The sequence below is a fragment of the Microbispora sitophila genome (genome assembly GCF_014892245.1).
Lineage (GTDB): Bacteria > Actinomycetota > Actinomycetes > Streptosporangiales > Streptosporangiaceae > Microbispora > Microbispora siamensis.
On the sequence record NZ_JADBGC010000012.1, the window covers coordinates 141,251 to 162,733 of the forward strand.

Annotated in this window: 20 protein-coding genes; 5 read left to right on the forward strand and 15 right to left on the reverse strand. The window is 72.8% G+C overall.

The features are described from left to right. Nucleotides 1-36: 36 nt before the first annotated feature. The 6 genes from IL992_RS22910 to IL992_RS22935 form a co-directional block, all read right to left on the reverse strand. The gene (locus IL992_RS22910; RefSeq protein WP_193205417.1) at nucleotides 37-1,068 is read right to left on the reverse strand and encodes an LLM class F420-dependent oxidoreductase; all 1,032 of its coding nucleotides are present in this window, start codon (nucleotides 1,066-1,068) and stop codon (nucleotides 37-39) included. Next, the gene (locus IL992_RS22915; protein ID WP_193205418.1) at nucleotides 1,065-2,045 is read right to left on the reverse strand and encodes a glutathione S-transferase C-terminal domain-containing protein; all 981 of its coding nucleotides are present in this window, start codon (nucleotides 2,043-2,045) and stop codon (nucleotides 1,065-1,067) included. The genes IL992_RS22910 and IL992_RS22915 overlap by 4 nt, the downstream gene beginning before the upstream one ends. After that, nucleotides 2,045-2,569 carry an NADPH-dependent FMN reductase gene (locus tag IL992_RS22920; protein ID WP_079312966.1) on the reverse strand — a complete coding sequence of 175 codons (525 nt, stop codon included), beginning with the start codon at nucleotides 2,567-2,569 and terminating at the stop codon, nucleotides 2,045-2,047. The genes IL992_RS22915 and IL992_RS22920 overlap by 1 nt, the downstream gene beginning before the upstream one ends. Nucleotides 2,570-2,683: 114 nt before the next feature. Further along, the gene (locus IL992_RS22925; protein WP_193205419.1) at nucleotides 2,684-3,217 is read right to left on the reverse strand and encodes a flavin reductase family protein; all 534 of its coding nucleotides are present in this window, start codon (nucleotides 3,215-3,217) and stop codon (nucleotides 2,684-2,686) included. 359 nt (nucleotides 3,218-3,576) lie between these two features. Next, a complete protein-coding gene (locus IL992_RS22930; protein WP_193205420.1) occupies nucleotides 3,577-4,713 on the reverse strand; it encodes a sulfite oxidase in 1,137 nt (378 codons plus the stop codon). A 21-nt stretch (nucleotides 4,714-4,734) separates the two neighbouring features. Beyond that, on the reverse strand, nucleotides 4,735-6,051 hold the full coding sequence (locus IL992_RS22935) for a lanthionine synthetase LanC family protein (protein ID WP_193205421.1): 1,317 nt from the start codon (nucleotides 6,049-6,051) through the stop codon (nucleotides 4,735-4,737). A gap of 136 nt (nucleotides 6,052-6,187) precedes the next feature. Between IL992_RS22935 and IL992_RS22940 the strand changes: the two genes are divergently transcribed. Then, complete coding sequence (locus IL992_RS22940) at nucleotides 6,188-6,325, forward strand: hypothetical protein (protein ID WP_193205422.1); 138 nt, start codon at nucleotides 6,188-6,190, stop codon at nucleotides 6,323-6,325. After that, on the forward strand, nucleotides 6,325-7,431 hold the full coding sequence (locus tag IL992_RS22945) for a YeiH family protein (protein ID WP_193205423.1): 1,107 nt from the start codon (nucleotides 6,325-6,327) through the stop codon (nucleotides 7,429-7,431). Before IL992_RS22940 ends, IL992_RS22945 begins: the two co-directional genes overlap by 1 nt. Nucleotides 7,432-7,596: 165 nt before the next feature. Here IL992_RS22945 and IL992_RS22950 read toward each other — a convergent pair whose 3' ends face one another. The 7 genes from IL992_RS22950 to IL992_RS22980 all read right to left on the reverse strand — a co-directional run bounded on the left by IL992_RS22950 (nucleotide 7,597) and on the right by IL992_RS22980 (nucleotide 15,172). Further along, nucleotides 7,597-10,398, reverse strand: coding sequence for a fumarate reductase/succinate dehydrogenase flavoprotein subunit (locus tag IL992_RS22950; protein WP_193205424.1), 2,802 nt, complete (start codon nucleotides 10,396-10,398; stop codon nucleotides 7,597-7,599). Continuing rightward, the gene (locus IL992_RS22955; protein WP_193205425.1) at nucleotides 10,399-11,142 is read right to left on the reverse strand and encodes an ABC transporter ATP-binding protein; all 744 of its coding nucleotides are present in this window, start codon (nucleotides 11,140-11,142) and stop codon (nucleotides 10,399-10,401) included. It abuts the gene before it with no gap. Beyond that, entirely contained in the window at nucleotides 11,139-12,062 is a 924-nt protein-coding gene (locus IL992_RS22960; RefSeq protein WP_193205426.1) for an ABC transporter permease, read from the reverse strand. The genes IL992_RS22955 and IL992_RS22960 overlap by 4 nt, the downstream gene beginning before the upstream one ends. Then, a complete protein-coding gene (locus tag IL992_RS22965; RefSeq protein WP_193205427.1) occupies nucleotides 12,059-13,471 on the reverse strand; it encodes an ABC transporter substrate-binding protein in 1,413 nt (470 codons plus the stop codon). Before IL992_RS22965 ends, IL992_RS22960 begins: the two co-directional genes overlap by 4 nt. 12 nt (nucleotides 13,472-13,483) lie before the next feature. Then, nucleotides 13,484-13,711, reverse strand: a complete 228-nt coding sequence (locus IL992_RS22970) for an indolepyruvate ferredoxin oxidoreductase subunit alpha (protein ID WP_079312946.1) — start codon at nucleotides 13,709-13,711, stop codon at nucleotides 13,484-13,486. After that, entirely contained in the window at nucleotides 13,695-14,444 is a 750-nt protein-coding gene (locus IL992_RS22975; protein ID WP_079312944.1) for a GntR family transcriptional regulator, read from the reverse strand. The genes IL992_RS22970 and IL992_RS22975 overlap by 17 nt, the downstream gene beginning before the upstream one ends. A gap of 152 nt (nucleotides 14,445-14,596) precedes the next feature. Next, a complete protein-coding gene (locus IL992_RS22980) occupies nucleotides 14,597-15,172 on the reverse strand; it encodes a TetR/AcrR family transcriptional regulator (protein ID WP_193205428.1) in 576 nt (191 codons plus the stop codon). 122 nt (nucleotides 15,173-15,294) lie between these two features. Between IL992_RS22980 and IL992_RS22985 the strand changes: the two genes are divergently transcribed. Beyond that, the gene (locus IL992_RS22985) at nucleotides 15,295-17,493 is read left to right on the forward strand and encodes a glycoside hydrolase family 3 protein (RefSeq protein WP_193205429.1); all 2,199 of its coding nucleotides are present in this window, start codon (nucleotides 15,295-15,297) and stop codon (nucleotides 17,491-17,493) included. Nucleotides 17,494-17,941: 448 nt separating this feature from the next. On the opposite strand, the gene IL992_RS22990 is transcribed toward IL992_RS22985, so the two are convergent. After that, nucleotides 17,942-18,574 (reverse strand): HD domain-containing protein, encoded by a 633-nt coding sequence (locus IL992_RS22990; protein WP_193205430.1) that lies wholly within the window; start codon nucleotides 18,572-18,574, stop codon nucleotides 17,942-17,944. A 71-nt stretch (nucleotides 18,575-18,645) separates the two neighbouring features. On the opposite strand from IL992_RS22990, the gene IL992_RS22995 reads away from it, so the two are divergent. After that, a complete protein-coding gene (locus tag IL992_RS22995; protein WP_193205431.1) occupies nucleotides 18,646-19,593 on the forward strand; it encodes a GlxA family transcriptional regulator in 948 nt (315 codons plus the stop codon). On the opposite strand, the gene IL992_RS23000 is transcribed toward IL992_RS22995, so the two are convergent. Then, nucleotides 19,590-20,450 carry a hypothetical protein gene (locus IL992_RS23000; protein ID WP_193205432.1) on the reverse strand — a complete coding sequence of 287 codons (861 nt, stop codon included), beginning with the start codon at nucleotides 20,448-20,450 and terminating at the stop codon, nucleotides 19,590-19,592. The two genes, IL992_RS22995 and IL992_RS23000, sit on opposite strands and share 4 nt — an antisense overlap. 146 nt (nucleotides 20,451-20,596) lie before the next feature. On the opposite strand from IL992_RS23000, the gene IL992_RS23005 reads away from it, so the two are divergent. Continuing rightward, a complete protein-coding gene (locus tag IL992_RS23005) occupies nucleotides 20,597-21,349 on the forward strand; it encodes an MBL fold metallo-hydrolase (RefSeq protein ID WP_193205433.1) in 753 nt (250 codons plus the stop codon). Nucleotides 21,350-21,483: the final 134 nt, after the last annotated feature.

The window sequence follows — 21,483 nt, forward strand, 5'->3', positions numbered from 1 at the left end:
AAACCGCCCCGATCGGCCGCGCCTCGTCAAGACGCGTCAGCGCGGCTCCAGGGGATCCGGAGCATCCGGGACCCGCAGGGCGGCCAGCACTTCCGGCAGGGTGTGCGGGGCCGCCGACAACTCGGGGGTCCGGGTGACGTGGAGTTCGACGGCCGTGACACCGGGGTGGATATATCGGGCGATGTGGGCGCGGCACTCCTCGGGCGAGCCGTGCACCCACAGCTCGTCCACCACCGAGTCCGGCAGCGCCTCGGCCGCTGCCCGCCGATCCCCCGCGTCCCAGGCCGCCCGCGAGGCGGTTAGCGCCTCGCCCCGGCCGAGCCAGTCGTGGAACGCGCGGTAGGGCGGCTGGTTGAGTATCCAGCCGAGGAAGGCGCGCCCGGCCGCCCTGGCATGCCCGGCGTCCTCGGTCGGCGTCACGAAGATCTTGACGACGAGTTCCTGGCCCTCGGCGCGCGGCCCGGCGGCCTCGACGATCCTCGGCACCTCATGGGCGGCCAGCACATTGGTGATCGCACCGTCCCCCTCGGTGAAGGCCAGTTTCAGCATGCCGGGCCGCAGCGCGCCGACGATGACCTTCGGCCGCACCGGGGGACGCTGCCGGAGCGTGAAGTCGATGGAGAACGTCTCGTACGTCTCGGCGACGCGTTCCCCGTCGAAGGCCCGGCGCAGGAAGCGCAGCAGGTCTCGCACGTGCGCGTACGGCCGGCCGTGCGGGCGGCCGTTGAGCGCCGTGACGTGCGCCGGAACCGACGAGCCGATGCCGAGCAGCACCTCGGCCTGGCCCAGCTCGGCCATCGAGGCGGCGGTCTGCGCGAGCACCCCCGGCCCCCGGGTCTGGGCGGGCAGGATCCCGGTGCCCGCCCTCAGGCCCGGCGACCAGGCCAGCGCGGCGGTCAGCGCGGTGAGGCCGTCATAGCCGCCGCCCTCACCGGTCCACACGTCGCCGTATCCCAGCGAGGGCAGCGCCTCGACGATCTCCCTGTGCCGGTGTAGCCCGCGCCCCGCGAGCGGCAGGGTGACCCCCCAGCGCACGCCGGTGCCGGCCGCGGCGCGGCGGGTGGTCACCCGCGCTGTCCGGTCAGCGCCGCGCGCCCGTGCGGCTCGTCCCAGTCGGCCTCCCGGGGCTCGACGGCGATCCGCACCGGCCCGTCGCCCACGTAGGCGGGCCGGGCGGTGAGCCGGAAGGCGGCGAAGTCGGTCGTGTCCCGGAACGCCGGAAGCCGGTAGAGGTCGCGGGCGTACGACCAAAGGTTGGGATAGTCCGTCAGCGGCCGTTCGCCGATCCCGGCGAGCGGGTTGTGCAGCAGGTCATACCTGACGAGGACCACCCAGAGCTGCACGTCGGACTCGGTGAGGCGGTCCCCGAACAGGTAACGCCGGTCGGCCAGGCGGGCGTCGAGGCGGTCAAGCGCGGCGAGCACCTCGCCGCGCCGCCGCTCGTACTCCTCCTGCGTGGCGGCCCTGGCCACCAGGTGCACACCGTGGCCGAGGTCGCGGGCGATCTCCTCGTCCAGGGCCTCGATCTCGTCGCGCAGGTCCTCCGGATAGAGGTCCACGCCCGAGTCGGCCCACTCGGAGAACCGGGTGCCGAGGTCGACCGGGATGTCGGGGTAGTTGTTGCTCACGATCCGGTTCGTCCGCAGGTCCCACAGCACCGGCACCGAGATGTGGCCGGGATAGCCGGGCTCGGTGGCGTCGTACACCTCGGCGAGGAGCGCGAAGCCGTTCACCGGGTCGGGACCGCGCCGCTTCCGGAACGCCCAGCCGCGCGCGTCGCGCTCGTCGTCGACGTACGACAGCGAGACGACGTCCTTCAGCCCCGCCAGGTCGCGCACGATGGCCGCCCGCTGCGCCCAGGGGCACACGTACGAGACGTACAGGTGGTAGCGGCCGGGCTCGGCGGGGTATCCACCGGAACCGTCGGCGGTGATCCGGCCCCGGAACGGGTAGAGGGGTCCCGGCCGGTCGGTCCTGCCCGGCCCGTACGGGCCGAAGGCGGCGACGTCGGCGGGGCTCGCGTACGCGGGAGCGTGGATGGTCATTACGCGGTCGCCCTCCTCTCCAGCGCCGCGGCCACCTGCGCCGCGACGCGATCCGTCCAGTCGGTGAGGACCCGGTCGAGGTCGGGGATCTCGGCCTCGAGCAGCGCCAGGCCGGGGCTGGGCACGAGCGCGCCCAGCTCGACCAGCACGGGACGCAGGTGCAGCTCGACGGCCAGCGCGTGCCGGGGGGAGCCCATGACCAGCAGCGGCAGCGCCACCGTCCCGGTCAGCGCGCCGCCGGGGAGGCGGTCGAGGAACGCCTTGAGCAGGCCGGTGTAGGTGGCCTTGTACGTGGGGCTGGCCACCACGAGCACCTGCGCTCCGGCGACCAGTTCGAGCGCCACCTCCACGGTCGGCGAAGGGCCGGGGGTGAACAGGTGCGGCCCGATCGCGGACAGGTCCACGACCTCGGGCGGCGCCTCGTGCCCGATCCGGCGCCCCACCGCCTCGGCCGCCGCCACGGCCGCGAGGTGGGTCCGGGAACCGCCGCGCGGATTGCCGACCAGCACCACGAGAGAGCTCACGAGGCCACCGCCTCGTGCCGCTCGGAGTGTCCTGCCTCCGCGTCGAAGAGCTTACGAGTGGTCAACAGACGGTCCTCCAGATCGGGACGGGGTTCGTGGGGAGCGGGAGCGGGATCACGGGTGGGCGATGAACCGGCCGAAGCGGCCCTGGTGGTACAGCAGCGGACGCCCCGGCCCGCGCACCTCGGCCTGGGTGACCAGCCCCACGACGAGGACGTGGTCGCCCACGCCGACCCGCTCGTAGGGCAGGCAGATCAGATGCGCGGAGACGTCCTCGAGCAGCGGCGCCCCGAGCGGTCCCGTACGCCACCGGGTGGGCTCGGCGAACCGGTCGACGCCCTTGCGGGCGAACCGGGCGGCGAGATCGGCCTGGTCGCTTGCCAGGACGTTGACGGCGAAGTGGTCCGCCGCGCGCAGCGACGGCCAGGTGGTGGATGACTGGTCCACGTAGAAGGAGACGAGGGGCGGGTCCAGGCTGACGGAGGAGAACGAGGTCGCGGTCAACCCCACCGGGTCTCCCCCGCTCCGCGCGGTGATCACGACGACTCCCGCCGCGTGCACCGCGAGGGCGCGCTTGTAGCCCTCGGCGTCCAGCGCGCGCTTGTAGTCGTCGGCGTCGAGGTCGGGGCCGAGCAGAGTCTCCGTCATGGCAAACCTCCGGAAGGTCGCAGCTGCTCACAGGGTCGATCCCGCCCGCCGCAGGCAGCACGGCACGCGGGATCGGGGATTCGGATGGAGGCGGGACCGTACGTGACGCGGTCGCGCACGGCTCGCGAGGAGGGCGGCCAACGCTCTCGGCCGGCCCCTCATCGGCACGAAGACGACGGAAAATTCACTATCAACGACACTGCGCGCTGGCGACGTGGCCGTAGTCCACGCTCGAACGCCGGGTCAGACGAACGCCCTGGCTCATACCACCGAACGTACGATCACAGGCGAGAAAAGTCAATATTTCCTACTAGCTTTACAGGAAAATCCACGCGGCGGGGGCGCCTCTGTGGCGCCGGTCAAGTCACGACGACGGGGTGGCGCACCACCGCGTCGAAGCCGTAGCCGAGGACGTTGTACGCCGCACGGCCGGGCTGCACGGCGCCCGTCTCGTCGGCGGCCCGGGCGAGCAGCCGGAGGTTCCCCGCCTCGCGCGGCGTCCAGGGGAAGGTCCAGCGGACCCAGCCGCGCGGGTGCGGGTCGTCGCGCAGGCGGGCCGGCCGCCACGACACGCCCTCGTCGTCGCTGATCTCGACCCGGACCACGCGCCCGCCGCCCGACCACGACCGGCCGCGCAGCAGATGCTCGCGCCCCGCCTCGAGACGGGCCGGCCAGGGCAGTTCGAAGGCGCTCTTCACTCCCACCCGGGTCAGCGGCGGACCGCCCCCTGGCGGGTGGCCGGGGCCGTGCATCCGGTACAGCCGCGTGCTCCACGGCGACTCCAGCGGCTCCGCCGACACCTCGATGTCCCCCAGCCACTTGATCGAGGCGGCGCCCACCCAGCCCGGCACCACCAGGCGCGCCGGATGACCGTGGTCGGGCGGCAGCGGGCGCCCGTTCATCTCGTAGGCCACCAGCACGTCGTCCAGCGCCTTGGCCACGGGAAGCGGGCGCCGCACCCTCCCCAGGTTCTCCCCCGCCTCGACGTAGTCGGCGTCGAGCCCGCGCGGCATCAGCGCGACGGCCCTGCCGCTCATTCCCGCCCTCTCCAGGAGCGTCGCGAGGCGCACGCCCCGCCAGCGCGCCACCCCCACCGCGCCCAGCCGCCAGGGGGTGCCCGTCACCTCCTGGTTCTGCTGCTCGCCGTACAGGCGGCGTCCGTTGCCGGCGCACTCGATGAACGCGGTCACGGTCTCGGCCGGCATGCCGAGGAGGTCCCGGTAGGTGAACGCGACCGGGGCACCGCGCAGGGCGTCGCCCCACAGCGTGAGCCGCCAGGTGGCCGCGTCGATCAGCGGTGTCGCCGTGTGGTTGCGGACGAAGAAGTGGTCGTCCGGCGTCAGGTAGTCCTCGCCGCGCAGCGCCTCCCAGCGGGTCTCCGCGTTCGTGCCGTGCACGGCGAACAGGCGGGACGGCAGCGGCTTGCGGATGCCGGGCGTGGTTCCCGCCTCCGGGGCCGTACGCCGCGCTCCGAGACCGTCCTCTGTGAAAGTCATGGGCCTCCTCACCTGCCGCTGTCAGCCGGCCGGCCTCCGCAGGGCGACGGCCGGCATGGGAATGGGCGGGAAGGGGTTGTCGGGCAGCAGGATCACCCGGCGCGGCCGGTCCGCCTGTCCCGCCGCGTCCAGGTGCAGCAGGGCCGCCCCTATCCCCGCCGCCCCGGTCAGGTAGCCGGTGTCGGCCGACACCTCTCCGGGGCGCTGCCGCCGGTACGCCTGATACCAGCGGTATCCCCTGCCGTCGTAGCCGGTCGCCCGGCCGATCAGGTGGTCGGCGAGCCTGCGGGCGAACTCCAGGTGCTCCTGCTCCCCCGTCGCCGCCCACAGTCCCACGTACAGCTCGATCAGCCCGGCGGTGCCGCAGCACTGGCAGGCGACGTTCCACAGCCCCGCGGTCTGCCGGAACGGCGCGCCGGACTCCCTGACGCCCCCGGCCAGGCGCTTCACCCACGCCAGGTCATCGCCGTCACCGGTCACCCGATACAGCTCGTAGAACATGCGCGCGATCCCGGCGGAGCCCGAGCAGTAGCCCAGGTGGTCGGTGACCATCGCGCTCCGGCCGGTCAGGACGCCCGCGGCCCGGACGAGGCCCGCGCCGCGGCGTGCCGCGTCGAGGAACGCCTCCTCGCCCGTCGCGCCGTACAGCCGGGCGAGGAGGAAGGCCGTCCCGGCCGTCCCGGCCAGGAAGCCGGGCGGGGCCGCCTCCGCGGACAGGGCCGGGCACGCCGCGGGCCGCTCCCGGGGCGCGGACAGCCGCGCGATCCGCCGTCCCGCCTCGACGGCCATCTCCTCGTAGGCCGGCACGCCGAGCGCTGCCGCGGCGCGCAGCAGCCCCAGCACCACGCCGCCGTCACCGCGCAGCGTGGGATCTCCCGACCAGCCGATGCCGCCGTCGTCGAACGCGCGGGCGCTCCTGACGATCCTGTCGGCGACCGCGACGGCGGCGCTCTCGAAACGCTCCTCGCCGAGCGCCCAGCCGGCCTCGGTCAGCGCGAGGACGACGCCCGCGAGGCCGTGGTGGAGCGACACATCGGACTGCCGCTGCCACGTCGACGCGAGGTAGCGGGCGCCCGCGCGGGCGTCCTCGAGGTAGGCGTCGTGCCCGGTCCCGGCGGCGAGCTCCAGGAAGAACAGCACGATCCCGGCCGCCCCAGAGTGAAGGGACGCGGGTCCTCCGGGCGTCGCCGGCCGGCCGTACGGGTCGGGATTGGCCCGCCATCGCCTGCCGCTCTCGTCGTCGACGGCGGCCGTACGGATCCACCGTCCCGCCATGATGGCGGCCGTCAGCGGGGTCTCTGCGCGCTCACCGGATGAGCGGATCGGGTCCGGGCCCATGGACCAACTATCCCACAAACCTGGTAGGTAATAGCAACTATCTGCCGGCGCTTTCCCTGCAATCCCTATTGACTTGATGGGTATTCCCATCCCACAGTCGAGCCGAACACTCGCACTCCCGAGAAAGGCGTCCGGCGTGAGCAACGAAGACCCCCCGACCGTCGGCGAGCACACCCGTGCCGCGATCAACGAGGACTGGGCCGCCACCATCGTCGGCCTCGTCCTCCTCGTGCTGGTCATCACCGGCGTGATCCCGACGGGGCTGGTGCCGTGATGAGCAGCGAAGCGGCCGTGCCCACAGCGACGAGGGCCACGGCGTGGCAGTGGCCCGCCCTGGGCGTCCTCACCGTCCTCGTCCTCGCCGCGGGCACCAGAGCCCTGGAGAAGGGCGTGCCCGAGTGGTTCGCGGGCTCCGGCCTGGCCAAGGCGATCGAGTACCCCGTCTACGCGATCGCCCTCGGCCTGCTGGGCAACGCGGTGCTCACCGCGGCCCGGCTGCGCGACCGCCTGGCCGCCGGCTTCCGCACGGAGTTCTTCATCAAGACCGGCCTCGTGCTCCTCGGGGCGTCGATCAACCTGAAGGTGATCGTCACGGCGGCCGGTCCCGCGGTCGTCCAGGGCATCGTGCTGATCAGCGCGGTGTTCCTGTTCACCTGGTGGCTCGGCGGCCGCCTCGGGCTTGACGACAGGCTGCGGGCGCTGCTGTCGGCCGCGGTGTCCATCTGCGGCGTCAGCGCCGCGATCGCGGCGGCGGGAGCCGTACAGGCCAGGCGTGAGCAGCTCGCCTACAGCGCGAGCCTGGTGATCGCGTTCGCCCTGCCGTCCATCTTCGTCCTCCCGGCGCTGGCCTCGGCCCTGGGGCTGAGCCCGGAGGTGGCGGGCGCCTGGATCGGCGGCAACATCGACACGACGGCGGCGGTGACCGCGGCCGGCACCCTCGCGGGCGAGAACGCGCTGGCCGTCGCCACCATCGTCAAGGTCACGCAGAACGCCCTGATCGGCGTCGTGGTGGTCGCGCTGACCGCCTGGTTCGCCTTCCGGATCGAGCGCCGTCCCGGCGCCGAGCGGCCGGGCGCGGGCGAGCTGTGGCGGCGGTTCCCGAAGTTCGTGCTCGGCTTCGTGGCGGCCTCGGTGGTGACCACGTGGTACCTCACCACGGTCGGCGCGGCCGAGGGCAAGGCGGTCGTCGGCGTCGCCAACGACCTGCGCACCTGGTTCCTCATCCTGGCCTTCGTCAGCATCGGCCTGGAGTTCCGGGTGGCCTCGCTCCGGGAGGCGGGCTGGCGTCCGGTCGCCGTCTTCGCCGCCGCCACCGTGGCCAACGTGCTGCTGGCCCTGGGGCTCGCCACGGTCCTCTTCAGCGGTTTCACCGTCGCCTGAGCCGTCGGCCGAACCATCTGGACACGCCGCCCTCGTCCTCCTCCGGCGCCGCGTCGTCGTCCGGCAGGTCGTACCAGTGTGTGTCCCCCGGGAAGGGGTCCGGGGACGTGCCTGGTTCACCCGCGGAGAACCAGGCGGCGCCGGGCGGAAGACGGCCGGGCGAGCTCATGCCCGGGCCCCCGCCGGGACCGCACTCGAGCCTTCGGCCGCCTCGGCGTCCAGCGCCCTGCGGGCGTAGGCCCTGACGTCGGCGTCGGAGTCGCCGAGAGCGCCGTGCAGGGCCGCGGCGACCTCCGGCCGCGCCGCCCACCCGGACAGCGAGAGCACCGCGGCCTTGCGCACGTCGAGGTGCGGGTCGGCCAGCGCCGCCACCAGCGGTTCCACCGCCAGGGCCGGGTCGGCGGCGGCCAGTCCGCGCGCCGCCCCCACCCTCGCCTGCCAGGCCGGATCCGCCAGGGCCCGTACGGCCGTCTCCGCGAAGCCCGGCTGCTGATGCAGAGCCTGGCCGAGCCCGGCGAACGCCTCCAGGGCCGCCGCCCGGACGAGCGGGTCGGGGTCGGCGGCGAGGCGCGCGACGGCGGGGACGCCGCCCGGCAGGCCGATGACGCCGAGCCCCCTGGCCGCCCAGACGCGTACCTCGCGGTCCCGGTCGCCGGCGGCCAGCGCCACCCGCTCCGCGTCGTCGAGCGCGACCAGGCCCCTGACCGCCTCGATCCGCACCCGGGTGTCGGCGTCCGCGAGCGCCGCCTCGAACAACGCGGCGTCACCGAGGCGCAGCGCCCGCAGGACGTCGAGGACGGCGGCGCGGACGAGCGGATCCCCCGCCGCACCCCCCGCCCCATCGGCCCCGGCCCCCGCCCCATCGGCCGCGGCCTCCGCTCCGCCCGCTCCCGCGTAACCGGCGACGGCGCGGAGCGACGCGCCGAACTCGGCGGTCGCGGGCAGCACCTCGACGAGTTCGCGCAGGCCGGTGGCCGCCGCCCGCCGCACCGTGCCGTGCGGATCGGCGAGGGCCCGGGTCAGCGCGGTCTCCACACCCCGGGGCGCGGTCTCGGTCAGCGTCGCGACGGCCGCCCTGCGGACCTTGGGGTCGGCCTCCGCCAGGTAGGGAGTGATCTGGTCCAGCGCGGGCTCGCCGTCGGCGAGCCGCAGGAGTTCGAGGATGCGGGGCGAGCGCCCGATCGCCTCCACCGCGAGCCGCCCGCCCGCCCTGCGCCGCGCCGGGACCGCCGTGCCGTACGCGCCGAGCAGGACCGGCTCGGCCGGGCGGGGGGCGAAGCCCTCGACGGGCACGAGGTAGGGCTCGACCGGGCGCTTGACGAACTCCATCGCCCCTGCGGCGTTCTTGCGCAGGTTGAGGTGGTAGAGCCACTCGTCGTCGTCCCGGCGGGGCAGGTCGGCGCGGTCGTGGTAGAGGCCCCACCTGCTCTCGGTCCGGATCAGCGAGGACCTGGCGGCCATCTCGGCGCAGTCCCTGATGAACGTCACCTCGGCGCAGCGCATCAGCTCGTGCGGGGTCCTCGCGCCCATGACCGCGATCTCGTCGCGCATCCGCTCGAACGTCTCCAGCGCGATGTCCAGCTTCCTGGCGGTCTTCGGCGGGGCGACGTAGTCGTTGACGAACCTCCGCAGCTTGTACTCGACCTGCTGCTGCGGCGGGCCGTCGGGGTTGCGCAGCGGGCGGTAGATCAGCTCGTGCGCGTCGGCGATCTGGTCCTCCGGCAGGCCGTCCGGCGGGCGGTGGTGCTCGGCGGCGTGGGCGCCGGCGAGGTCGCCGAACACGAACGCCCCGATCATGTAGTTGTGCGGCACGCAGGCCAGGTCGCCCGCGGCGTACAAGCCGGGGACCGTGGTGGCGCCGTTCTCGTCCACCCAGACCCCCGACGCGGAGTGGCCGCCACACAGGCCGATCTCGGAGATGTGCATCTCGACGTCGTGGGTGCGGTAGTCGTGCCCGCGTCCCGCGTGGAAGGTGCCCCGGGTGGGGCGCTCGGTGGTGTGCAGGATGTTCTCGAGCGCGGTGAGCGTCTCGTCCGGCAGGTGGCTGACCTTGAGGTAGATCGGCCCGCGGGCCGACGCGATCTCCCCGGCCACCTCGGCCATCATCTGGCCCGACCAGTAGTCGCAGTCGACGAACCGCTCCCCCTCGGCGTTGACCTGGTAGCCCCCGAACGGGTTGGCGACGTACGCGCAGGCCGGGCCGTTGTAGTCCTTGATCAGCGGGTTGATCTGGAAGCACTCGATGCCGCTGAGCTCCGCGCCCGCGTGGTAGGCCATCGCGTAGCCGTCCCCGGCGTTGGTCGGGTTCTCGTACGTGCCGTAGAGGTAGCCGCTGGCGGGCAGGCCGAGCCGCCCGCAGGCGCCGGTGGCGAGGATCACGGCGCCGGCGGCGACCGTGACGAACCCGCCCGAGCGGGTGTCGAACCCGGCGACGCCGACGGCCCGGCCCTCGCTGGTCAGCACGCGGACCGGCATCACCCGGTTCTCGATGCGCACCTTCTCGCGGATGTCGCGGCGGCGCAGCACGCGGTAGAGGACCTTCTTGACGTCCTTGCCCTCCGGCATGGGCAGGACGTAGCTGCCCGAGCGGTGGACCCGGCGCACCGCGTACTCACCGTGCTCGTTCTTCTCGAACTTCACGCCGTAGCGCTCCAGCCGCCGGACCATGTCGTAGCCGCGCGTGGCCGTCTGGTAGATCGTGCGCTGGTTGACCACCCCGTCGTTGGCCCTGGTGATCTCGGCGACGTAGTCCTCGGGCGTGGCCTTGCCGGGGATGACCGCGTTGTTCACGCCGTCCATGCCCATCGCCAGCGCGCCGCTGTGCCGTACGTGCGCCTTCTCCAGCAGGATCACGTCGGCGCCGCGCTCGGCGGCGGTGATCGCGGCCATGGTCCCGGCGGTGCCGCCGCCGACCACCAGGACCTGGCATTCCAGATGCGTGCGGTCCGCCGGGGCAGGGATGTCCATTCAGAGCTCCTCGATGATGCGGGCGCGCAGCCCGGCGCGGTCGATGTCGGGGGTGCGCGGGTCCGGCACGCGCAGGACGCGTCCGATGCCGCCGCGGCCGAGCACGACGACCCGGTCGGCGAGCAGCAGCGCCTCGTCCACGTCGTGGGTGACGAAGACGACCGTGGCGAGGGTGTCGCGGAGCACGTCCAGCAGCAGGCGCTGCATCCCGGCCCGGGTCTGCGCGTCCAGCGCGCCGAAGGGCTCGTCCATGAGCACGGCGCGCGGCGCGCCCGCCAGGGACCTGGCGAGCTGCACCCGCTGCCGCATGCCGCCGGACAGCTCCCGGGGCAGCCGGTCCTCGCAGCCGGCGAGGCCGACGCGGGCGATCCAGCTCTCGGCGGCCGTCCTGCGCTCGCGCCTCGGCACGCCGCGGATGCGCAGCGGCAGCTCGACGTTGCGCAGGACCGTCCGCCAGGGGAGCAACGCGTCGTCCTGGAAGACCATCGCGCGGTCGGGTGAGGGCCCGGTGACCGGGACGCCCTGGGCCAGGACCCGGCCGGCGCGCGGCGCCAGCAGTCCGGCGATCGCCCGCAGGACGGTGGACTTGCCCGATCCGGACGGGCCGACGATCACCAGGACCTCGCCGGGGGCGACGTCGAGACGCAGGTCCTCCAACACGGCGTGCCGCCCGTAACCGAGGGACACGCCCTCCAGCCGGATGGCGAGCCCCGTCTCCAGGGCGGGCGCGACCGGGGCGCTCATCGGATGTCCCCTTCCGCGCTCTCGCCGGCCCCCTCATCGGCACGGGGCGAAGCCCCCTCATCAGCACTGGGCAGCCAGCGGGTGAGACGCCGGCCGAGCAGTTCGACGGAGGCCGAGGCGACCCAGCCGAGCACGCCGATCGACGCCATGCCGACGAGCACCGCCGGGTAGTCGACCACCGTGTAGGCGTGCCAGGTGCGGTAGCCGACGCCGAACTCCCCGGAGATCATCTCGGCGGAGATCACGCAGATCCAGGCGACGCCCATGCCGACGGACAGCCCGCCGAATACGCCCGGCAGCGTGCCCGGGATGACGACGTTCCACAGCACGTGCGCGCGCCCGCCACCCATCGTGCGGACCGCGTCCTCCCACAGCGTCGGCAGCGCCCGTACGGCGTGCCGCGTGCTCACCATGATCGGGAAGAACGCCGCGGCGAACGTGATGAACACGATGCCCTGCTCGTCGGTGGGGAACACCAGGATCGCGATCGGGACGAGGGCGATCGCCGGGATCGGCCGGACGACCTCGACGGGCGGCAGCAGCACGTCACGGGCCCACCGGGACCGCGCGACCAGGACGCCCAGGGCGATGCCGGCCACGGCCGCCAGCGCGAACCCGGTGAGGATGCGGATCATGCTCTGGGCCAGGTCGAGGTAGTAGATCCGGGTGCCGAGCTGCCGGCCGAACTCCGCCGCCACCTCGGCGGGCGAGGGCAGCCGGTCGAAGCGCAGTCCGGCACGGACGTCCGCGGTCGTCAGCCACTGCCACAGCGCGACGACGGCCGCCAGGGAGCCGAACCTGACCGCCCACCTGCGCAGGCCGGCCGCCGTTCTCGTCCGGCCCGTTCCCGCCGCGACCGGCTCGGAGGCCGGAGCGCCGGCGGCGAGCGCGTCCGTGGCGTCCAGCGCCGGGGTGCTCATCGCGACGCACCTCCCGCCGCGGCCTTCAACGCCTCGTCGTAGCCGACGATCCGCGCCCGGGGGTGCTCCTTCACGTACGCCTGCGCGCCATCCCCGGTGGTGAAGGGCTTGAACCGCTCCTTCTCGTCCGCCGAGGGGTCGCGCACCCAGACGGACCTGTCCGCGAACCAGTGCGTCCCGGTGGCCGCGTCGGCCACGTAGGCGGCCCGTACGGATCGGCCGCCCGAGGTGGCGGCGGCGATCTGGCGCAGCAGGCAGGTGGGGGTGGCCGCGGGACGGAGCCGGTCCTCCCCCGCGAGCCAGAGCTCGCCCGCCTTCGCCGGGTCGCTCACGGCGGTCCCGCAGGCCTCGTCGGTCCCGGTGATCCTCGCCGCGTTGACGGTGCTCGCGGCGCCGGCGTCGTAGGAGGCGCCGTACGCCTTCCTGATGTAGGAGTCGTTCGCGAACTTCGTCACGTCGACGTCGGTGAAGTCGGTGCCGATGATTTTCAGGTACTTCTCGTCGTGCTGCAGCGCGGCCAGCAGTTGCGGCTTCACGGTCACGTCGAACGAGGCGATGCCGTCGCGGCCGTTGTAGAGGTAGACCACCTCGGGCGGCAGGCCGGTGGCCTTCGCGACCGCCTCGGCGGCCTCCACGGGATGCTCGTGGAGGTAGTTCGTCGCGTCGATCTGCGCCTGGAGGAACGCCTGGAGCACGTCGGGGTGCTCCTTCGCGTACGCCTGCCGTACGACGACGCCGTGGAACGTCGGCACGCCGAGCGCCGACCCGTCGTAGACGAGCCGGGCCTGGTTCTTGAAGACGAGCAGTCCCGGCCAGGCCACGAACTGGGCGTATCCCTGCACGTTGCCCGACTGCAGCGCGGACGCGCCGACCGGCGGCTGCTGGTTCACGACCTCCACGTCCGTCGCGGGGTCGAGCCCGGCCCGCTCCAGGGCCTGGATCAGCGTGCCGTGCCCGGCCGACCCCGAGCTGGCCGAGACCTTCTTCCCCTTCAGGTCGGCCAGCGTCCGCACGTCCGACGACGGGGGCACGACGACCGAGTTCAGCCCGCCACGCAGGTTGTAGCCGGTCACCGAGACGAGCTCGGTCCGCGCGGAGGGCACGCCCTGGGTGCGGGAGGCGTTGATGAGGAGCGGGTAGTCGCCCATCGACCCGATGTCGATCTTCCCGGCCACCATCTTGGCGGTGATCGGGGCGCCGGTGTCGTAGTCCTGCCACTCGACCCGGTATCCGTCGCCGAGGCGCTTTTCGAGGTAGCCGAGGCCGCGCAGCAGCGTCCCGGCCGTCACCGTGTTGATGGTCTTCGACTGGTATCCGACGACGACCGTCTGCCTGCCGTCGTCGGCGCCGGCGGACACGGAGCACCCGGCCGCGGCCAGCAGCGCCGCGGCGGCGAAGAGCTTACGCATGGGGGTGTCCTTCTATCGGAGCAAATAGGGGATGTTCACCGTGACCGCGTCCGCGGGGCACCGGTCGGCGCAGGGGCCGCAGTACCAGCACTCGTCCACGTGCATGTACGCCTTGCCGCTGACCTCGTGGATGGCCAGCGAGTCGAGCGGGCACACGTCCACGCACAGCGTGCAGCCCTCGATGCACAGCGACTCGTCGATCGTGACGGGCACGTCGACGCGGCTATTGACCAGGGTCATCGGTGTTCCTCCAGAGATGGCCACGCATGGTGAGGCGGTCGCCGCGGAACCTGACGAACTCCAGGTCGACCGGGCGGCCGTCGGACAGGTGAGTGAGGCGCTCGACCATCAGCAGCGCCGCGCCGCGCGGCGCGTCGAGGACGGCCGCGGTGTGGGCGTCGGCGTTCACGGCCTCGATCGTCAGCTCCGCCACGCCGAGCGGCTGGCCGGCGACCCGTTCCAGCAGCACGAACACGTCGTTGTGCACGAGGTCGGCGTCGAAGAGCGGCTCCCCCACCTCGCGTACGAGGTAGGTCAGGTCGAGCGAGAGCGGCAGCCCGTTGAGCCTGCGCAGCCGCTCCACGTAGACGACGGACTCGCCGGGTGGCAGGCCGAGCCGTCCCCGGACGGCGGCCGGAGGCGGGATCAGCCCCATCGCCCGGACCTCGTTGGTGACCTCGCCGTGCTCCCGGAGGGTCTCGGCGAGGCCGAGAAGCCGGTGCAGGCCGTGCGGGTACTTCTCCGCGGCCACCGTGGTGCCGACTCCCGGGCACCGCTCGATGAGGCCCTCGTCGCGCAGCAGGTCCAGGGCGTCCCTGATCGTGTTGCGGGAGGTCCCGAACTCCCGGGCGAGGGCGGACTCGAGCGGCAGGTGACCACCGCCGAAACCGCCGTGCACGACCTCCCGCCGCAGCAGGTCGGCGACCTGGCGGGCCCTGTCCGCCCGGCGCCGTCTCGCGTCCGCCAACTCCATGAGGCCAAAGACTACCTTCCAGGTAGGAATACCTGGATAACGGCGGGATTACGCCACTCCGGAGGGTTGTTGAACGCCTCCGACCTGCGGGTTCCTGCCGACAGGGCCGACAACCGCCACCCTTGCGTACGTGCCGGCGACCCCCGGGAAGGTCAGGCGGCGAAGAACCGGTCGGCGAAGGCCTCCCACTGGGCGAGGAAGTCGATGCCGGCGTCGCGCAGCCAGTTGAGCTGCAGGCCGTCGAGGAAGGCGAGCAGGTCCACGGCCGCCGGACCGGGCTGGGGATGCCAGGCCAGCAGGTAGCGCTCCAGCATGGCGCGGCCCTCGCGGAGTCGCGTCCGGAAGTAGGCGTGCGCGGGGTGCGCGGGGTCCAGCGCCTCGGCCGACAGCACGGTGTACAGCTGCACGAGTGAGCGCTGCGCGAGGTTGCGGCGGACGAATCCCGACATGACCGCGCGGGCGGTGGCCGCGTCGGGCGCCGGTTCCAGCGTGTCGACCACGCTTGTGAGGTCGAGCGTGTCCCGGCGTTCGAGGACCGCGATGAGCAGTTCCTCCCGGGAACGGAAGTGATGCAGCAATCCCGCCTTGGTCATGCCGCAGGCCGCCGCGAACGCCTCCAGGGTGACGCCCTTGAATCCGGAGGCGGCGATCAGCTCGGTGGCCGCCTTGAGGATCTCCTCTCGGCGTTCCGCGAGCGGCAGCCGGCGCCGTCGCGGTGAGGCGGTCATGCCGTCCTGGCTCCTCCGAGGCGGGGGTTGATTTCGATCACGATACCAGCCTAGTTTATCTACCGTTTGGTAGATAGCGTGGTAGACAGCACTGTCGCGCCTGTTCAGAGAGTTGTGTGCACATGTCGACGCCCTCTTCTCCGACCGCCTTCTCCGCCGCCGTCACCGCAGTGCGTGCCGGGCGGCCCCTGGACGAGGTCGTCGACGAGCTGCTGGCGCAGCTGACCCGGGAAGAACGCCTGTGGCTGCTGGACGGAGACCTGCCGTTCTGGCCGGGCATGGCCGACATGATGACCAACGGCTACAACCTCACCCCCATCCCGATGGGCCGCGTCGAACGGCTGGGCATCCCCGGCCTGTTGTTCTCCGACGGCCCGCGCGGCGTGGTGATGGGTCAGTCGACCGCGTTCCCGGTCTCCATGGCCCGCGGCGCCACCTGGGACGTGGACCTCGAGGAGCGCGTCGGCACCGCCATCGGGCGCGAGCTGCGCGCCCAGGGCGCCAACTTCTTCGGCGGCGTGTGCGTCAACCTGCCCCGCCACCCCGCCTGGGGGCGGGCGCAGGAGACGTACGGCGAGGACCCGATCCTGCTCGGCGAGTTCGGCGCGGCGCTGACCCGGGGGGTGCAGCGCAACGCCATGGCGGTCGTCAAGCACTTCGCGCTCAACAGCATGGAGAACGCCCGCTTCACGGTCGACGTCACCGCCGACGACGCGGCCCTGCACGAGGTCTACCTGGCGCACTTCCGCCGGGTCGTGGAAGAGGGCGTGTCGGGGGTCATGACCTCCTACAACTCCGTCAACGGCGAGTGGGCCGGGCAGAACGAGCACCTGATGGAAGGCGTGCTCCGCGGGATGTGGGGCTTCGAGGGCGTCACCGTCTCCGACTTCATCTGGGGCCTGCGCGACGCCGCCGCCTCGCTGCGCGCCGGGCTGGACGTGGAGGAGCCCTTCCGCCAGCAGCGCGCCGAGCACCTGCCCGCCGACCTGGAGGCGGGCCGGGCGAGCTGGGACGACGTCGACCGGGCGGCCCGCCGCGTCCTGCGCACCCAGCTGCGCCACTACGCCGCCCTCACCGAGCCCGAGCCCTCGCTCGACGTGGTCTTCGGCCCCGAGCACCGCGCGCTGGCGCGCGAGGTCGCCGCCCGCGGCATGGTGCTGCTCAAGAACGACCCGGTCGGCGACGCGCCCCTGCTTCCCCTGCATCGGGACGCCCTCACCTCACTGGCGGTCATCGGGCGCCTTGCGGACGTGGCCAACACCGGCGACAACGGCTCCTCCGACGTGCGCGCCCCGGAGGTGATCACCGCGCTGCGGGGTCTGACCGAGGCGCTCCCGCAGGCCCGGATCACCCATGTGGCCGACGACGACCCGGCGGCGGCCGCCGCCGCGGCCGGGCAGGCCGACGTCGCCGTCGTCGTCGCCGGCTACACCGCCGCCGACGAGGGCGAGTGGGTCGGCGGAGACGTGCTGTCCAACTCCGAGCTGCTGGCGTTGTTCCCGCCTCCCGGCGACGACCCCGCCGGGCTGTCGTTCGCGTCCTTTCTGGCCGAGCCCGGCGCGGTAGACTCCATCAGCGGGGGAAGCGCCGGCGGCGACCGCGCGAGCCTGCGGCTGCGGGCCGTCGACGCCGACATCATCCGGGCCGTGGCGGCGGCCAACCCCCGCACCGTCGTGGTGATCGTCACCGCCGGGGCCGTCATCACCGAGGAGTGGCGCGACGCCGTACCCGCCGTGCTGGTCTCCTGGTACTCCGGCTGCGAGGGAGGCCGGGCCCTGGCCGACGTGCTGCTCGGCGACGCCGACGCCGCAGGACGGCTGCCGTACTCGATCCCGGCCGCCGAGGAGCACCTGCCGTACTTCGACCGCGACGCCACCGCCATCACCTACGACAAGTGGTTCGGCCAGCGACTGCTGGACCGGGACGGCCACGCACCGGCATTCCCGCTCGGCTTCGGGCTGTCCTACACAAGCTTCGCCCTCGCCGACCTCACCGTCGGCGCTCCCGACGGCGACTCCTTCACCGGCGTCGTGACCGTGACCAACACCGGCTCCCGCGCGGGCCGCCACGTCGTGCAGCTCTACGGACGGCCCACCGGCATCGACGCGGCCGCCGACGACTTCCCCACCCGGGTCCTGCTCGGCTTCGCCACCGTCGACCTCCCGGCCGGAGCATCGGCCCGGGTCACCGTGCGCGCTTCGACCCGGCCCCTGCAGAGGTGGACGCCCACCGGGTTCGTCCCCGCCGCTCCTACGGCCGTGATCGAAGCCGCTTCCCACGCCGGCGACCCCGACGCCGTCATGTCGACCGTCACGCTGTGACTGCGGTGGCCGGATCTCGTCGCGACCGACGGGTGCGACGAGATCCGGCGGTTTCCGTCACGGCCGAGGCGACAATATGGCCTAGAAATAGCCGTAGGTGATACGGACACCTGGGGGCAGCGGGCCGGAAGCCTGCCGCTTTCCCGCCGTTCAAAAGAGCGCGGTCTCGAGTTCGCGAGGCCGCCGCGGGCCGGCCGGTCGGGCGGCGCGCGACGCGCGCCGCCCCAGCCTTCTGAAGGTCCCGTCGCGGACGTCCACCTCGCAGTCAGTCGCTATGGGAGATCAGAGGCACAGCGATCAGCTGTGGAGCCGGCGCGGACGTCACGCCACCAATTCGGCCAGGCGTCCACCAGATAGACGACGAACGGGATCCACCACAATGCGAACGCGGCCGCCCTGTCCACCTACAACCTGACCATGAAATTCACCCCCCGTATCGACAGGGCGGTTACTCTCCCCAGGGGGAGGCGGCGGCGGCGAGTTCCAGGCCGGTCACACCGTCGGCCCGGCGTTCGCGCAGCAGTTCGCCGCCGATCGAGTAGCGGGGGGCCGCGGCGGCTGACCGGGCGGCTCGCTCCACAATCGCATCGACGAGCGAACGGGCCAAGGCGAGGCGGGGATAGGCGGCGTGGATCCGCTTCTCCCACCCGGAGACGATCTCCGCGTTCCACCCGAAGTCGATGGCTACGCCCTGTCGAGTGAGGTAGGCCAGCAGGCCTCGGCGCTCGGCGATGCCGGGCGAGGCGTGCAGGGCGATCGCCTCCCATACGCGGTCGATGTCTGCCTCGGCGACGCGGTGCTCCCGCAGCAGGTCCGCCGCCAGGTCCGCGCCTTCCACCTCGAAGCGGGCTTCGCCCTTGGCGAGGTCGCCGGTGCCCAGATCGTGCAGGACGGTCGCGGCGAACAGCAGGTCACGGTCGTAGGCGGGGTCTTCCAGGCATCCCTCGTGGGCGGCGAGGAGCTGGGCGAACAAGAAGCTGCGCACGCTGTGATTGGCCACCGACGGGGTCTCGGAGGTACGCACGGTGGAGAGGATGGCCTCGGCCAAGGGGCCGGTGGGCAGGTCGAGCGAGAAATCCATGTGCGCAGGCTACGAATCAGACCGCCGTCCCCGGCAGTGGCACGCGAGCCATTGATCGCTATGATCGTGCCATGTGGGAAGGAGAGGCACACCGCGTCGCGGTGCTGGCACTTCCGGGAGTCCTCCCGCTCGACCTCGGTATACCGGCGCAGGCCTTCGGGACGGACCCGCACTACCAGGTCACCGTCTGCGCCGATCCGTCGGCGGGACCGGTCCGCAGCGGCGGGTTCACCGTATCCACGCCTGCCGGGCTGGAGGCGCTGCAGGACGCCGGCACCGTCGTCGTCCCCGGCTACCAGGCTCCGGACGCCCCGCTTCCCGCCGCGGTGCTGCAGGCGATCCGCTCGGCGCATGCGCGCGGAGCGCGGCTGGTGTCGATCTGCACGGGGGCCTTCGCGCTGGCGGCTGCCGGGCTGCTGGACGGGCGGCCCGCAACGACCCACTGGCAGCAGACCGCTCTGCTCCGGCGCCTGTACCCCCGGATCGACATCCGGCCGAACCGGCTCTTTGTCGACGACGGCGACATCCTCACCTCGGCGGGAGTGACCGCGGGCGTCGACCTGTGCCTGCACATCATCCGAAGGGATCACGGTGCCGCGGCCGCCAATGCCCGCGCGCGGGCACTCGTCGCCCCGCCCCAGCGCTCCGGCGGCCAGGCGCAGTTCATCGAGCGCTTCCGGCCGGACGCCCGCGGTGAGGGCCTCGCGCCGGTCCGCAGCTGGATGCTCGGCAACCTCGCTCGCCGTCAGACCGTGGACGAGCTCGCCCACCGCGCGCACATGTCCCGCCGGACGTTCATCCGGCGCTTCCAGCAGGAGACGGGCACGTCGCCGATGGCCTGGCTGACCGCCGCCCGCATCGACTGGGCCCGCGAACTGCTGGAGACGACCACAGCCCCCGTCGAACAGATCGCCCGCCTCAGCGGTCTCGGCAGCCCAGCGGCCTTCCGGGCGGCCTTCCACCGCCACGTCGGCACCTCCCCCGCGAACTACCGAACCACCTTCCAGCGGACGACCTAGGCCGGCGAGAGAGTCGGCTCGGGCTCGGGGACGTACCCCGCCAGGTCGTCCTGCTCGATGACCTCGTCGGCGGGCGGGGCGGTGATGACGAGACGGCATCCCCAGCCGGTGTAGCGCGTGTCCGTCCGCGCGAACACCGACGTCTTCGCCGCCCCCAGGGTGTCGGTGGTGACCAGGCGCGCGACCAGGCCGTCGTGGCCGGTCCAGAGCCGCCAGGAGATCTTCCCCTTGCTCTTCCTGGCGGACAGTCCCGAGAACGGGTCGACGTAGTGGCCCTTCGTGACCCTGCCCATCTCCTTGTGACTCATCGTGCCCTGGTAGAGGCGACCGCCGGAGACCGGCGTGCTCCTCGACCGCTTCAGCACCGCCTTCAGGATGGACGGGTCGTAGACGTTGACGGGCTGCAGGCTGGCGGCCGGGGCGAGATAACGGGTCATGCCCGCCGCGTGGTTTCTCCGGATCCACTTCTTGCCGCCGGGGACCGGCCCGGGATACTGCGCGACGTCGTAGTACACGTCCTTGCCGACCCGGATGACCCGATAGGAAGGCGGCTTCTCGGACGGCTTCCCGCCCGTGCCGGTCCCAGGCTCGGGTACGTCGCGCCAGGTCAGGTCGACCGCCACCGCGCCCGAAGGGCCGAACTGCACCGTGCCGCTGATCCGGAACGCGCTCCTGGACCTCACGCCGAAGAACACGCGCGCCGTCTCCGACGTACGGACGCCGCGCTCCTTGCGGAACTGCCGCTTGAGCGCGTCCACCGGATCGGGGAGACCTCCCTGCGCGACGGCGGCGGGGCCCGCGGCGACGGATGCGGACGTGATCAGTACGGCGACTGCCAGGGCAGTCCATCGTCTCATGGGGGGTTCGTCCTTGTTGTCGAGCTACTGCGGCATCTCACGGCATAAGCGGTCCATGCATGAAGTGGTCATCTTCCCAGAAGGAAGCAGCCCTGACCACGACGGCGACGATCCCGGCCGGGAACGCGATCTGACATCCTGTGCGGATGCGACAGGTCACCGTGCTCGGCAGTTGTGGTGCCTTCCCCGAACCGGGCCGGGCCTGCAGTGGTTTCGCGGTGGACTGGGACGGCTACCGTCTGGTGCTCGACCTCGGGTACGCCACGCTGCCCCGGCTGCTCGCGCACTGGCCGGACGGTGCGGTGGACGCCGTCGCCATCACGCACGAGCACCCCGATCACTGCATCGACCTGCACGCGCTGTTCCGGATGCGGTTCTACGGCGACCCGGGTGGACCGCGGCTGCCGTTGTACTGCCCGCCGGGCGTGCTCGACCGACTCGGCGGTCTGGAACCCGACGTCGACCTTCACGCGGTCTTCGAGGTGCATCCGCTGCCCGGCGGCCACCGGGTGGGGCCCTTCGAGCTGACGGGACTGTCGCTTCCGCACTACGTGCCCAACGCGGGCGTCCGCCTGGAGGCCGACGGGATCGTCCTGGCCTACTCGGGGGACACCGGCCCGACCCCGGTACTGGCCGAACTCGGCCGCGGCGCCGACCTGTTCATCGTCGAGGCCACCGACCGCGACGGCGAGACCGGCCGCTCCACCCGCAATCTGATGACGTCCGCCGAGGCCGGTCATTGGGCCCGGCGGGCGGGCGCGCGCCGGCTGATGCTCACCCACTTCTGGCCGGGCAACGACCGGGCCGCCTCCGTGGCGGCCGCTCGGCCGGCGTTCGGCGGTGACGTGCTGGCCGCCGAGGAGGGTCTCACCGTCGAGATCGGGGACGCCACATCGTGAAGGCGTGATCGTGGAGGACGTCCCACGCGGTAGCGCGGGACTCCGGATGCCGCACGCCGGCGCCTGACGGGCCGAGCGAGCCCGGTTCAGGCCGCCGGCGTACGGCCGAGACCCCCATCCGGTTGCGCGAGTCC

Bases quoted from the DNA above. Each gene is read 5' to 3' on its own strand.
- IL992_RS22960 (WP_193205426.1), bottom strand. From the start codon at position 12,062: ATGAGCACCCCGGCGCTGGACGCCACGGACGCGCTCGCCGCCGGCGCT.
- IL992_RS23005 (WP_193205433.1), top strand. From the start codon at position 20,597: ATGCGACAGGTCACCGTGCTCGGCAGTTGTGGTGCCTTCCCCGAACCG.
- IL992_RS22925 (WP_193205419.1), bottom strand. From the start codon at position 3,217: ATGACGGAGACTCTGCTCGGCCCCGACCTCGACGCCGACGACTACAAG.
- IL992_RS22980 (WP_193205428.1), bottom strand. From the start codon at position 15,172: ATGACCGCCTCACCGCGACGGCGCCGGCTGCCGCTCGCGGAACGCCGA.
- IL992_RS22995 (WP_193205431.1), top strand. From the start codon at position 18,646: ATGTGGGAAGGAGAGGCACACCGCGTCGCGGTGCTGGCACTTCCGGGA.
- IL992_RS22990 (WP_193205430.1), bottom strand. From the start codon at position 18,574: ATGGATTTCTCGCTCGACCTGCCCACCGGCCCCTTGGCCGAGGCCATC.
- IL992_RS22945 (WP_193205423.1), top strand. From the start codon at position 6,325: ATGAGCAGCGAAGCGGCCGTGCCCACAGCGACGAGGGCCACGGCGTGG.
- IL992_RS22955 (WP_193205425.1), bottom strand. From the start codon at position 11,142: ATGAGCGCCCCGGTCGCGCCCGCCCTGGAGACGGGGCTCGCCATCCGG.
- IL992_RS22975 (WP_079312944.1), bottom strand. From the start codon at position 14,444: ATGGAGTTGGCGGACGCGAGACGGCGCCGGGCGGACAGGGCCCGCCAG.
- IL992_RS22915 (WP_193205418.1), bottom strand. From the start codon at position 2,045: ATGACCATCCACGCTCCCGCGTACGCGAGCCCCGCCGACGTCGCCGCC.
- IL992_RS22970 (WP_079312946.1), bottom strand. From the start codon at position 13,711: ATGACCCTGGTCAATAGCCGCGTCGACGTGCCCGTCACGATCGACGAG.
- IL992_RS22985 (WP_193205429.1), top strand. From the start codon at position 15,295: ATGTCGACGCCCTCTTCTCCGACCGCCTTCTCCGCCGCCGTCACCGCA.
- IL992_RS22930 (WP_193205420.1), bottom strand. From the start codon at position 4,713: ATGACTTTCACAGAGGACGGTCTCGGAGCGCGGCGTACGGCCCCGGAG.
- IL992_RS22935 (WP_193205421.1), bottom strand. From the start codon at position 6,051: ATGGGCCCGGACCCGATCCGCTCATCCGGTGAGCGCGCAGAGACCCCG.
- IL992_RS22965 (WP_193205427.1), bottom strand. From the start codon at position 13,471: ATGCGTAAGCTCTTCGCCGCCGCGGCGCTGCTGGCCGCGGCCGGGTGC.
- IL992_RS22950 (WP_193205424.1), bottom strand. From the start codon at position 10,398: ATGGACATCCCTGCCCCGGCGGACCGCACGCATCTGGAATGCCAGGTC.
- IL992_RS23000 (WP_193205432.1), bottom strand. From the start codon at position 20,450: ATGAGACGATGGACTGCCCTGGCAGTCGCCGTACTGATCACGTCCGCA.